The organism is Blastococcus haudaquaticus (genome assembly GCF_900230285.1).
In the GTDB taxonomy this organism is placed as follows: Bacteria; Actinomycetota; Actinomycetes; order Mycobacteriales; family Geodermatophilaceae; genus Blastococcus_B; species Blastococcus_B haudaquaticus.
This window is the reverse complement of the sequence record NZ_OCNK01000006.1, coordinates 71,894-83,822: the sequence shown is the minus strand read 5'-3', so window position 1 is coordinate 83,822 and position 11,929 is coordinate 71,894. Positions and strand designations below refer to the sequence as shown.

General features: G+C 73.1%; 12 protein-coding genes. All 12 read right to left on the bottom strand.

Annotated features, from left to right (window positions below; genetic code table 11):
• Window positions 1-76: 76 nt before the first annotated feature.
• Window positions 77-340, bottom strand: coding sequence for a DNA-directed RNA polymerase subunit omega (rpoZ, locus tag CRP30_RS19945; protein WP_012949163.1), 264 nt, complete (start codon window positions 338-340; stop codon window positions 77-79).
• A gap of 76 nt (window positions 341-416) precedes the next feature.
• Window positions 417-1,004 (bottom strand): guanylate kinase, encoded by a 588-nt coding sequence (gene gmk / locus CRP30_RS19940; protein ID WP_097185771.1) that lies wholly within the window; start codon window positions 1,002-1,004, stop codon window positions 417-419.
• 40 nt (window positions 1,005-1,044) lie between these two features.
• Entirely contained in the window at window positions 1,045-1,371 is a 327-nt protein-coding gene (gene mihF / locus CRP30_RS19935; RefSeq protein WP_097185770.1) for an integration host factor, actinobacterial type, read from the bottom strand.
• A gap of 316 nt (window positions 1,372-1,687) precedes the next feature.
• Window positions 1,688-1,999 carry a hypothetical protein gene (locus CRP30_RS19930; RefSeq protein ID WP_097185769.1) on the bottom strand — a complete coding sequence of 104 codons (312 nt, stop codon included), beginning with the start codon at window positions 1,997-1,999 and terminating at the stop codon, window positions 1,688-1,690.
• Complete coding sequence (pyrF, locus tag CRP30_RS19925) at window positions 1,996-2,817, bottom strand: orotidine-5'-phosphate decarboxylase (RefSeq protein WP_097185768.1); 822 nt, start codon at window positions 2,815-2,817, stop codon at window positions 1,996-1,998. The genes CRP30_RS19930 and pyrF overlap by 4 nt, the downstream gene beginning before the upstream one ends.
• Window positions 2,814-3,752, bottom strand: a complete 939-nt coding sequence (locus CRP30_RS19920) for a dihydroorotate dehydrogenase (protein ID WP_235003571.1) — start codon at window positions 3,750-3,752, stop codon at window positions 2,814-2,816. Before CRP30_RS19920 ends, pyrF begins: the two co-directional genes overlap by 4 nt.
• Window positions 3,749-4,639: an iron-sulfur cluster-binding protein gene (locus CRP30_RS19915; RefSeq protein ID WP_200814871.1), complete on the bottom strand. Its 891-nt coding sequence runs from the start codon at window positions 4,637-4,639 to the stop codon at window positions 3,749-3,751. The genes CRP30_RS19920 and CRP30_RS19915 overlap by 4 nt, the downstream gene beginning before the upstream one ends.
• Window positions 4,636-7,932, bottom strand: coding sequence for a carbamoyl-phosphate synthase large subunit (gene carB, locus CRP30_RS19910; RefSeq protein ID WP_097185767.1), 3,297 nt, complete (start codon window positions 7,930-7,932; stop codon window positions 4,636-4,638). The genes CRP30_RS19915 and carB overlap by 4 nt, the downstream gene beginning before the upstream one ends.
• Window positions 7,932-9,095: a glutamine-hydrolyzing carbamoyl-phosphate synthase small subunit gene (carA, locus tag CRP30_RS19905; RefSeq protein ID WP_097185766.1), complete on the bottom strand. Its 1,164-nt coding sequence runs from the start codon at window positions 9,093-9,095 to the stop codon at window positions 7,932-7,934. Before carA ends, carB begins: the two co-directional genes overlap by 1 nt.
• Complete coding sequence (locus CRP30_RS19900; protein WP_097185765.1) at window positions 9,092-10,396, bottom strand: dihydroorotase; 1,305 nt, start codon at window positions 10,394-10,396, stop codon at window positions 9,092-9,094. The genes carA and CRP30_RS19900 overlap by 4 nt, the downstream gene beginning before the upstream one ends.
• On the bottom strand, window positions 10,393-11,316 hold the full coding sequence (locus CRP30_RS19895) for an aspartate carbamoyltransferase catalytic subunit (RefSeq protein ID WP_097185764.1): 924 nt from the start codon (window positions 11,314-11,316) through the stop codon (window positions 10,393-10,395). The genes CRP30_RS19900 and CRP30_RS19895 overlap by 4 nt, the downstream gene beginning before the upstream one ends.
• Complete coding sequence (gene pyrR, locus CRP30_RS19890; protein ID WP_097185763.1) at window positions 11,313-11,909, bottom strand: bifunctional pyr operon transcriptional regulator/uracil phosphoribosyltransferase PyrR; 597 nt, start codon at window positions 11,907-11,909, stop codon at window positions 11,313-11,315. The genes CRP30_RS19895 and pyrR overlap by 4 nt, the downstream gene beginning before the upstream one ends.
• Between the last annotated feature and the right edge of the window lie 20 nt (window positions 11,910-11,929).

The window sequence follows — 11,929 nt, the reverse complement described above, 5'->3', positions numbered from 1 at the left end:
TACGAGAGCGCACCCGGCAGACGATGCCGGGTGCGCTCTCATCACTCTGGGGTGGGCCGGTGCGGGCCCGGCCGGTTCAGTTCTCGCCGGCGGTGTGGGTCAGCAGACCCTCGTTGATCTCGCGGAGCGCGATCGACAGCGGCTTCTCCTGCGGAGCGGTGTCGACCAGCGGGCCGACGTACTCCAGCAGACCCTCGGAGAGCTGGCTGTAGTAGGCGTTGATCTGGCGGGCGCGCTTGGCGGCGAAGATGACCAGGCCGTACTTGCTGCTGGTGCGCTCGAGCAGCTCGTCGATCGGCGGGTTGGTGATGCCCTCGGGGGCAGGTGCGACTCCGGACACGGGCGGGCGTGCTCCTCTTTCGATGGCGGGAGGAAGCGGCCGGTGGGAGCACCGGCGACTCTCTTCCTCGTGGGCGCTACTCCCCTGGCACGAGGCCGGGCGAGGGCGCAGTCAGCAAGCCTACCAACTCGTCGGCGGCCCTGGCCACGTCGTCGTTGACCACGACCACGTCGAACTCCCCGGCGGCGTCCAGTTCGGCCTGCGCGAGCGCGAGGCGCCGCTCCTGGACGGCGACCGGCTCGGAGCCACGGCCGGCCAGCCGGCTGACCAGCTCGGCCCAGGACGGCGGGGCCAGGAACACCAGCTGCGCCTCGGGGTCGCGCGCCCGCACCTGGCGCGCGCCCTGCAGTTCGATCTCCAGCAGGGCCGGGGCTCCGGCTGCCAATCGCTCCCGGAGCGGGGCGACGGGGGTTCCGTAGCGGTTGCCCGCGTACTCGGCCCACTCCAGCAGCCCGTCGGTCGCGATCAGCCGGTCGAACTCGGCGTCGTCCCGGAAGTGGTAGTGGACCCCGTCGACCTCGCCCGGACGAGGGCGACGCGTGGTCACCGACACCGACAGCCAGACGTCGGGATGCCGACGCCGGACCTCCGCCACGACCGTGCCCTTGCCGACCCCTGAGGGGCCTGACAGCACGGTCAGCCGCGCCGGATTGCCTGATACCACTCGTCGTCCTCGTCCGGGTCCGTCCGTGTCGAGGCCGGACTCAGACGACCTTCTCGTCGCTGAACTCGGCCTCGAGCGCCTTCCGCTGGTTGGCTCCCAGACCGCGCACACGACGGGTCGGGGAGATCTCCAGGCGCTCCATGATCTTCGCAGCCCGCGCCTTGCCGACTCCGGGCAGGGACTCCAGGACCGCGGAGACGCGCATCTTGCCGATCACCTCGTCGGTCTCGCCCTGCTTCAGGACGTCGCCGACGGTGGCGCCCTTGCTCTTCAGCCGCTCGCGCAGCTCGGCTCGGGCCTTGCGGGCAGCGGCGGCCTTCTCGAGGGCTGCTGCCCGTTGTTCGGGGGACAGTTCAGGCAAAGGCATGGCGACCCAATCGTGTCGGTGCCGGCGCGGATTCGGCCGGGTTCATCGTCTGGGAGTCGTAGGGAAGCGGCTCGCCTCTGAGCCTCACGACCAACCTAGTTCCCGGCAAATCCGCTGGTCACGCGCGCCTCGCTCCGGAAATGCGCTGCTCGCGTGTCGTAGCGGTTCATACGGCGTTCACCTACGCGGTGACGATCCGTGATCTGCGCAGGTCGGGACCGGAACCGCGCGTTTCCGTTCCGGATGACGGCCGCCGGTTCCGCGAGGTGGCCCCCTGACCGTCAGGACGACGACACGCCGCGGGTCGACACGCCGGTCAGCCGGCCGGAGAGCCTCGCCGGAGGCCGCCCCGACGACCCAGCCACCAGCCGCCGGTCGCCGCGAGGACGAGCAGCCCGGCGACGACGAGCAGCGCACCTGCCAGGTGCCCGCCGGTCCAGAGCACCGTCCATGGCCCGTCGAACCCCAGCGTGAGCCGGCTCTCGTAGGCCGAGCCGGGCTCCGCCGGTGCGTAGCTGCCGTCGTAGGCGGTCCACCTCCAGGTGTTCGCCAGCCAGAAGACGGTGATCCCCGACCCGACCAGCACCCCGCCCAGCGCCGCGAGGAGCGCCGGCAGCGCCCGCCTCACCGCGCGAGCTCCGCCGCCCAACGGTCCGCGGCGGCGCGCAGCGCGACGGCATCGGGACCGGCGGCCAGCACGTCGCGCGACACGGTGGGGACGACGGCGCGGCCGGATCCGAACAGCCGGTGCAGGTCCGCGACGGAGCCGCCCTGGGCGCCGAGGCCGGGCGCGAGGATGGGCCCGCCGAGGCCGTCGAGGTCGACGTCCAGCTCTGCCAGCGTGGCGCCGACGACCACGCCGAACGACCCGGGCCCGGAGGCCGCGTCCTCGGCGTTCCAGCGGCCGACGGTGTCCACGACGCACTGGGCCACCGACCGCCCGCCCACGACAGCGTGCTGGAAGGTGCCGGCGTCCGGGTTGGACGTGCGAGCCAGGACGAACAGCCCACCGCCCTGCCGTCTCGCGGTCTCCACGGCCGGCTGGAGCGAGCCGGGGCCGAGGAAGGGGCTGACCGTCATCGCGTCGACGTGCAGCGGGTGCCCCGGTCGCAGGTAGTCGGCGTAGGCGTCCATCGTCGACCCGATGTCGCCGCGCTTGGCGTCGAGGAGAACCAGCGCACCGGCCTCGCGTGCGCGGGCGACGGCCTCCTCGAGCACGGCGAGCCCGCGCGACCCGTGCCGCTCGTAGAACGCCATCTGCGGCTTGAGCACCGCGACCGAGCCGGCCAGGGCGTCGACCACGGCGTCGCTGAACCGCGCCAGGCCGTCCGGGCTGTCGGGCAGTCCCCAGGCCGCGAGCAGCGGCGCGTGCGGGTCGATGCCGACGCACAGCGGCCCCCGGGCGGCGACGGCGTCCGCGAGGCGCGTGCCGAAGGCGGCGCTCATCGGTGCGCGTACCCGACGGCGTCGCGCAACGAGGCGAAGCCCCGCTCGGCGAGGGCTACCGCCAGTTCGTCGTGCACCCGCGCGACCGCCGACGGGTCGTTGAACACCGCCGTCCCCACCGAGACCGCGGACGCCCCGGCGAGGACGAACTGGAGGGCGTCCAGGCCGCTGCGGATGCCACCCATGCCGAGGATGGGCACCTCCGGCATCGCCTGGTGCACCTGCCAGACGCAGCGCAGCGCCACCGGCCGGATCGCCGGGCCGGAGAGCCCTCCGGTGACCCCGCCGAGCACCGGCCGCATCGTGTCGGGGTCGATGACCAGCCCGAGCAGCGTGTTGATCATCGAGAGCCCGTCGGCGCCCGCCGCGGAGACCGCGCGGGCGACGCCGACGATGTCGGTGACGTCGGGGCTGAGCTTCGCGTAGACCGGCTGCGCGGGATCGGCCACGGCACGCACGGCGGAGACGACGTCGGAGGCGGCTACCGGGTCGCAGGCGAACACCTCGCCGCGGCTCTCCACGTTCGGGCAGCTGATGTTCACCTCGAGGCCCAGCACGCCGGGCACGCCGCGCAGGCGCTCGGCCAGGGCGGCGAAGTCCTCGACCCGGGTGCCGGCGATGGAGACGAACGCGCGGACACCGCGGTCGGCCAGCCACGGCAGGTCGTCGGCCAGCAGCCCGTCGATCCCGGGGCCCTGCAGCCCGATCGAATTGAGCATCCCGCTCGGGGTCTCGGCCATCCGCGGCGTCGGCCGGCCGGAGCGTGGCCACAGTTGCACCGACTTGGTCACCACCGCACCGATGGCCGTGAGGTCGACGAACGGCTCCAGCTCCGCGCCGTTGGCCGAGCAGCCGGAGGCGGTGAGCACCGGGCTCGGGATCGGCGCGGCACCGAGCGCCGTCGACATGTCGACTGCCGTGTCCAGCGCCGTCACGGTGCCACCACTCCCATCGCATCGGCGCCGACGACGTCCCAGGGCAGCGTCCCGACGTCGGCGAAGCGCACGCGGTCGCCGCCGAAGACCGGTCCGTCGGTGCACGAGCGGGAGAAGCGGGTGCGACCGTCCTCCCCCACCACGGGGAGCACGCACGTCATGCAGACGCCGACCCCGCAGGCCATCGACTCCTCGACGGCCACGTAGGAGGGCAGTCCGGCGGTCGTGGCCGCCTCGGCCACCGCGCGCAGCATGGCCATGGGGCCGCAGGCGTACACGACGCCGACCTGGCCGGGGGCCCGGCTCGTCAGCAGCTCAGCCATGGCGTCGGTGACCCGGCCCTGCCGGCCGGCGCTCCCGTCGTCGGTCGTCACGATGACCTCCGCCAGCTCGCCGAGCTCGTCGACCGACGAGAGCCGGTCGGCGGACGCGGCACCGCAGATGGCGATGACGGGCGAGCCGGCGGCCCGCAGCCGCGCGGCGAGCCCCCTCAGCGCGGCCGCGCCGTAGCCGCCACCGACGAGGACCGCCGGGGTGCCGTCGGAAGGCATCGGGTACGGCCGGCCGAGCGGGCCGACCACGTCGACGGTGTCGCCGACCTGCAGACCGGCCAGCCAGGTGGACCCCGGCCCGTGCGGGGCCACCATGACGGTGACGGCGCCGTCGGCGGCACCCGCGATCGCGATCGAGCGGCGCAGAAGGTGCGCCGACGTCGGCCCGCCCACGGCGAAGGCGACGAACTGCCCCGGCTCCGTGCGCTCGGCGATCTCCGGCGCGGCGAGGGTCAGCTCGACGTAGGCGCCGACCGGCCGCCGACCGGACACCTCGACCACGCGCTGCACCGGTGGGTGCGCCGCGCGCGCCGCCGGCGAGGTCAAGGAGGTCACGCGCGCACCCCGCCGAGGTCGGCGTGGATCTCCTGCAGGCTCCGGACGCCGATGTCGCCGCCGCGCAGCGCCTCGATGCCCTGCACGGCCGCCGCCATGCCCTGCACCGTCGTGATGCACGGGATGCCGGCGGCGACGGCGGCGGTGCGGATCTCGTAGCCGTCCAGGCGCGGTCCGCTGTTGCCGGGCGACCCGAAGGGCGTGTTGACGACGATGTCGACGTCACCGGCCAGGATCCGCTCGACGACGTTGCCCGGCCCCTCGCTGAACTTGCCGACCACCTCGGCCGCGACGCCGTTGCGCCGCAGCACCTGGGCCGTGCCCGCTGTCGCGAGCACCCGGAAGCCCAGGTCGGCCAGCCGCTTGATCGGGAAGACGGCGTTGCGCTTGTCGCGGTTGGCCAGCGACACGAACACCGTCCCCTCGGTCGGCAGCGAGCCGTAGGCGGCTGCCTGCGACTTGGCGAACGCGGTGCCGAACTCGGTGTCGAGGCCCATGACCTCGCCGGTGGACTTCATCTCCGGCGACAGCACGGTGTCCACGCCGTGGCCCTCGACGGTGCGGAACCGGTGGAAGGGCAGCACGGCCTCCTTCACCGCGATCGGCGCGTGCTCGGGCAGGTCGGTGCCGTCACCGCTCGCGGGCAGGACCCCCGCGGCACGGAGGGACGCGATCGTCTCCCCCACCGCTATGCGGGCGGCCGCCTTGGCCAGCTGGACCGCGGTGGCCTTGGACACGAACGGCACCGTGCGGCTGGCCCGCGGGTTGGCCTCGATGACGTAGAGGATGTCGTCCTTGATCGCGTACTGGACGTTCATCAGCCCGCGGACGCCGATGCGGGCGGCGAGCTTCTCCGTGGCCGCGCGGATCTTCAGCAGGTCCGCCGATCCCAGGGTGATGGGGGGCAGGGCGCACGCGGAGTCGCCGGAGTGGATGCCGGCCTCCTCGATGTGCTCCATGACGCCGCCCAGGTAGAGGTCGGTGCCGTCGTAGAGCGCGTCCACGTCGATCTCGACGGCGTCCTCCAGGAAACGGTCGACCAGCACCGGGTGCGCGGCGCTGACGTCGGTCGCCTTGGCGATGTATGCCTCGAGGGTGGCGTCGTCGTAGACGATCTCCATGCCGCGGCCGCCCAGGACGTAGGACGGGCGCACCAGCACCGGATAGCCGATGCCGGCGGCGATGGCCCGAGCCTCGGGGAACGTCGTGGCCATGCCGTGCTTGGGCGCGAGCAGCCCGGTGTCGGCGAGCACGCGGGAGAAGGCCCCCCGGTGCTCGGCGTCGTCGATGGCCTCCGGCGACGTGCCGAGCACCGGCACGCCGGCGTCCTTGAGCCGCTGTGCCAGCCCCAGCGGGGTCTGCCCCCCGAGGGTGCAGATGACCCCGGCCACCGGCCCTGCCGCGCGCTCGGCCTCGACGACCTCCAGGACGTCCTCGAAGGTCAGCGGCTCGAAGTAGAGCCGGTCGGCGGTGTCGTAGTCGGTGGAGACGGTCTCGGGGTTGCAGTTGACCATCACCGCCTCGTAGCCGGCGTCCTGCAGCGCCATGACCGCGTGCACGCAGGAGTAGTCGAACTCGATCCCCTGGCCGATCCGGTTCGGGCCCGAGCCCAGGATCAGCACCGCCGGCTTCTCGCGGGGCTCGACCTCGGTCTCCTCGTCGTAGGAGGAGTAGTGGTACGGCGTGCGGGCCGCGAACTCGCCGGCACAGGTGTCGACGGTCTTGTAGACCGGGCGGATGCCGAGTCGCCACCGCAGGGACCGGACGCCGTCCTCACCGGCCAGCTCGGGCCGGAGGGCCGCGATCTGACGGTCGGAGAGTCCGAAGCGCTTGGCGCGCCGGAGCACCGGCGCGGTCAGCGCGGGGGCGTCCCGGACCTGCTCCCCCACCTCGCGGACCAGTGCGATCTGGTCGACGAACCACGGATCGAAACCGCTGGCTTCGGCCACCTGCTCGACCGTCGCGCCGGCCGCGAGGGCCTGCTCGGCCAGGTAGAGCCGGCCGTCCACCGGCACACGCAGGGCGTCCAGCAGCTCCTCGGCCGACCGCTCATCGCGAGCCCCGGTCCAGAAACCGGCGACCTTGGTCTCCGTCGAGCGCATGGCCTTGCCGAGCGCCTCGGCGAAGTTCCGGCCGAACGACATGATCTCGCCGACGCTCTTCATGGTCGTCGTGAGTCGCGGGTCGGCCCCGGGGAACTTCTCGAAGGCGAACCGCGGGATCTTCACGACCACGTAGTCCAGCGCCGGCTCGAACGCGGCCGGGGTGACGCCGGTGATGTCGTTGGTGATCTCGTCGAGGGTGTAGCCGATCGCGAGCTTCGCGGCGATCTTGGCGATCGGGAAGCCGGTGGCCTTGGACGCCAGCGCCGACGAGCGGGACACCCGGGGGTTCATCTCGATGACGACCAGGCGGCCGGTGCCGGGGTGGACGGCGAACTGGATGTTGCAGCCGCCGGTGTCGACGCCGACCTCGCGCAGCACCGCGATGCCGACGTCGCGCATCCGCTGGTACTCGACGTCGGTGAGCGTCATCGCCGGCGCGACGGTCACCGAGTCGCCGGTGTGCACACCCATCGCGTCGATGTTCTCGATCGAGCAGATGACGACGACGTTGTCGCTGCGGTCGCGCATCAGCTCGAGCTCGTACTCCTTCCAGCCCAGCACCGACTCCTCGATGAGGACGGTGTGCACCGGGGAGTCGGCGAGGCCGTGGCCGGCCATGCGCCGCAGCATGGACTCGTCGGTCGCGATGCCCGAACCGAGCCCGCCCATCGTGAAGCTGGGCCGGATGACGACGGGGTAGCCGACCTCTTCGGCGGTGGCGATCGCCTCCTCGACGGTGCCGCAGACCCTCGAGCGGGGAGCGTCGGCGCCGATCGACCGGACGATGTCCTTGAACAGTTGTCGGTCCTCGCCGCGGTTGATCGCGTCGACGTCGGCGCCGATGAGCTGGACGCCGTACTTCTCCAGCACGCCGTTCTCGTACAGGCCGATGGCGATGTTGAGCGCGGTCTGCCCGCCGAGGGTTGCCAGCAGCGCGTCGGGGCGCTCCTTGGCGATGACCTTCTCGACGAACTCCGGCGTCAACGGCTCGATGTAGGTGGCGTCGGCGACCTCGGGGTCGGTCATGATCGTCGCGGGGTTGCTGTTGACGAGGCTGACCCGCAGCCCCTCCGCACGCAGGACGCGGCAGGCCTGGGTGCCGGAGTAGTCGAACTCGGCGGCCTGCCCGATCAGGATCGGCCCCGAGCCGATCACCATCACGTGCTGGATGTCTGACCTCTTCGGCATCAGGCGTTCTCCCCCGTGCTGTGCTCGACCCGCGGCGCCGGTCCGCCGGCGTGCGTGCCCCCGGCCCGCGCGGTCTCCATCAGATCGACGAACCGCTGGAACAGCGGGGCGGCGTCGTGCGGCCCGGCCGCCGACTCGGGGTGGAACTGGACGCTGAAGGCCGGCACCTCCAGGCAGCGCAGACCTTCGACCACGTCGTCGTTGAGTCCGACGTGGCTGACCTCCACCTGCCCGTAGGGGGTGTCGGCCGGCCGGTCGAGCGGGGCGTCCACGGCGAAGCCGTGGTTGTGGCTGGTCACGCGCACCGTGCCGCTGACCCGGTCGAGCACCGGCTGGTTGAGGCCGCGGTGACCGAAGCGCAGCTTGTAGGTGCCCAGGCCCAGCGCGCGGCCGAGGATCTGGTTGCCGAAGCAGATGCCGAACAGCGGTCGCTGGGCGTCCAGCACCCCGCGGACCGCCTCGACCGCGTAGTCGGCGGCGGCCGGGTCGCCCGGACCGTTGGAGAGGAAGACGCCGTCCGGGCCGGCGGCGAGCAGTTCGTCCGCGGTGGCCGTGGACGGCAGGACGTGGGTCTCGACGCCCAGTGCGGCCAGGTGCCGTGGCGTCGCGGTCTTGATGCCGAGGTCGAGCGCGGCGATCGTGAACCGCGTCTCCCCCACCGCCGGGACGACGTAGGCCTCGCCGGTGCTCACCTGCGGGGCGAGATCCGCGCCGGTCATGCTTTCGGCGCTCTGCACGCGGGCCAGCAGTGCGTCGGCGTCCAGCTCGGTGCTGATGCCGGCCCGCATCGCGCCGCGGTCGCGCAGGTGGCGGGTGAGGGCGCGGGTGTCGATGCCGCTGATGCCGACGACACCCTGCTCGACCAGCTCGTCGTCGAGGGTGCCGGTGGCGCGCCAGTTGGCCGGCCGGCGGGCCGGATCGCGGACCACGAACCCGGCGACCCACATCCGCCGGCTCTCGTCGTCCTCGCCGTTCACGCCGGTGTTGCCGATGTGCGGGGCGGTCATCACGACGACCTGACGGTGGTAGCTGGGGTCGGTCAGCGTCTCCTGGTAGCCAGTCATGCCGGTGGCGAACACCGCCTCGCCGACCGTCGTCCCCACCGCGCCGTAGGCCTCGCCCCGGAACGTGCGCCCGTCCTCCAGGACCAGGATCGCGGTCATCGGGTCGCCTTGCCGTCGAGCACCGTCGGGACACCTCTCAGGAACGTGTGGACCACCCGGCCCGGGAGCTCCCGGCCGGCATAGGGGCTGTTGCGGCTGCGGCTGGCCAGCGAAGCCGGGTCGACGGTGACCCGGGTGGTGGGGTCCAGCAGCAGCAGGTTGGCGGGCTCGCCTGGGGCGAGCGGACGGCCGTGCGATCGGTCACCCAGCCCGCTGAGCCGCCCGATGGCCGCCGGCCGCACCGACATGCGGTCGGCGACGCCGGCCCAGTCGAGCAGACCGGTCTCCACCATGGTCTCGACGACGACGGACAGCGCCTGCTCCAGGCCGAGCATCCCGGGGCGGGCCTGGGCCCACTCGCTCTCCTTGTCCTCCACGGCGTGCGGTGCGTGGTCGGTGGCGACGGCGTCGATCGTGCCGTCGGCCAGCCCGGCCCGCAGCGCCTGGACGTCCTCGTCGGTCCGCAGCGGCGGGTTCACCTTGAACACCGGGTCGTAGCCCTCGGCGCAGGCGTCGGTGAGCAGCAGGTGGTGGGGGGTGACCTCCGCCGTCACCTGGACGCCGCGGGACTTCGCCCAGCGCAGCAGCTCCACCGAGCCCGCCGTCGACACGTGGCAGACGTGCAGGCGCGCGCCCACGTGGCCGGCGAGCAGCACGTCGCGGGCGATGATCGCCTCCTCCGCCGCGGCCGGCCAGCCGGTGAGCCCGAGCCGGGCGGAGCGGTCGCCCTCGTGCATCTGCGCGCCGGCGGTGAGCCGGGGCTCCTCGGCGTGCTGGGCGACGACGCCGTCGAAGGCCTTCACGTACTCCAGCGCGCGCCGCATGAGCGCCGGGTCGCTGACGCAGTGCCCGTCGTCGGAGAAGACCCGGACGCGGGCGGCGGAGTCTGCCATCGCCCCGAGCTCGGCCAGCCGCTCGCCCTTCAGCCCGACCGTCACGGCGCCGACGGGGACGACGTCGACCAGCCCGGCCTGCTCGCCGAGCCGCCACACCTGCTCGACGACGCCTGCGGTGTCGGCCACCGGGTCGGTGTTGGCCATCGCGTGCACGGCGGTGAAGCCGCCCAGCGCGGCGGCGCGGCTGCCCGTCTCGACGGTCTCGGCGTCCTCGCGGCCGGGCTCGCGCAGGTGGGTGTGCAGGTCGACCAGGCCCGGGAGCGCGATCAGCCCGGCCGCGTCGACGACCTCGGCGCCGGTCGCGGACAGCGAGTCGCCGATGGCGGCGATCCGGCCGTCCGTGACCAGGATGTCGGCGGGCTCGCCGCCGTAGGGCCTCGCGCCCTTGATCAGGTGGTTCGTCACGCGGGCTCATTGCCTCCGAGCAGCAGGTACAGGACGGCCATGCGCACGGAGACGCCGTTGCCGACCTGCTCGACGATCGTGGAGCGGACGGAGTCGGCCACCTCGGCGGCGATCTCCATGCCGCGGTTCATCGGCCCCGGGTGCATGACGATCGCGTCGTCGCCCAGGGCCCCCATCCGGCGGGCGTCGAGCCCGTAGCGGCGGCTGTACTCGCGGGCGCTGGGGAAGAACGAGGCGTTCATCCGCTCGGCCTGGACCCGCAGCATCATCACCACGTCGGCCTTCGGCAGCACGGCGTCGAGGTCGTAGCTCACCTCGACCGGCCACGTGCCGATGCCCACCGGCAGCAGGGTCGGGGGCGCGACGACGGTGACCTCCGCACCGAGGGTGTGCAGCAGCCGGACGTTCGAGCGGGCCACCCGGCTGTGCAGCACGTCGCCGACGATCGCCACCCGGACGCCTTCGAGGCGGCCGAGCCGCTGCCGGATCGTGTACGCGTCGAGCAGCGCCTGCGTCGGGTGCTCGTGGGTGCCGTCACCCGCGTTGACCACGCTGCCGCGCACCCAGTTGGCCAGCCGGTGCGGCGCACCGGAGGCCGAGTGCCGGACGACGATCGCGTCGCTGCCCATCGCCTCGAGCGTCAGCGCGGTGTCCTTGAGGCTCTCGCCCTTGGAGACGCTGCTGCCCTTGGCGGAGAAGTTGATGACGTCGGCGGACAGGCGCTTGGCCGCCAGCTCGAAGGAGATGCGGGTGCGGGTGGAGTCCTCGTAGAACAGGTTCACCACGGTGCGGCCGCGCAGGGTCGGCAGCTTCTTGACCTCGCGGCCGGCCAGCGCCTGGTCGATCTGTGCCGCGGTGTCGAGGACGAGCGTCGCGTCGCCACGGTCGAGGTCCGCAGCCTCCAGCAGGTGCCGCTTCACTCGGCGGCCTCCGTCACGAGCACTTCGTCCACTCCGTCGGTCTCGGTGAGGTGCACCCGCACCTGCTGGCTGCGGCTGGTGGGCACGTTCTTGCCGACGAAGTCCGCGCGGATCGGCAGCTCGCGGTGCCCCCGGTCGACGAGGACGGCGAGCTGCACACTGCGCGGGCGGCCCAGGTCACGCAGGGCGTCCAGCGCCGCCCGGACCGACCGCCCGGAGAACAGGACGTCGTCGACGAGGACGACCAGGCGGTCGTCGATGCCCGCGTCGGGCAGCACCGTGGGCTCGAGGGCCCGGACACCGCGCCGCCGGAGGTCGTCGCGGTAGAGGGTGATGTCGGCGGTGCCGACGTCGACCGCCGTCCCGGTGAATGCCTCGATGCGGGCGGCGAGCCTGCGGGCCAGGGGTGCGCCGCGGGTCGGGATGCCGACCAGGACGAGGTCCGAGAGGCCGCCGTCCGGCGCTCCCGGCTCGATGGTCGCGGCCCGCTCGATGAGCTGGTGGGCCATGCGGTCGACCACGCGGGCGACGTCGGCGGAGGAGAGCAGAGCACCGGGCACGGGTTCCCGGGCAGGCTCGGCAGAGCTGGCCATGAGGCCTCCTTCCCCGCCTC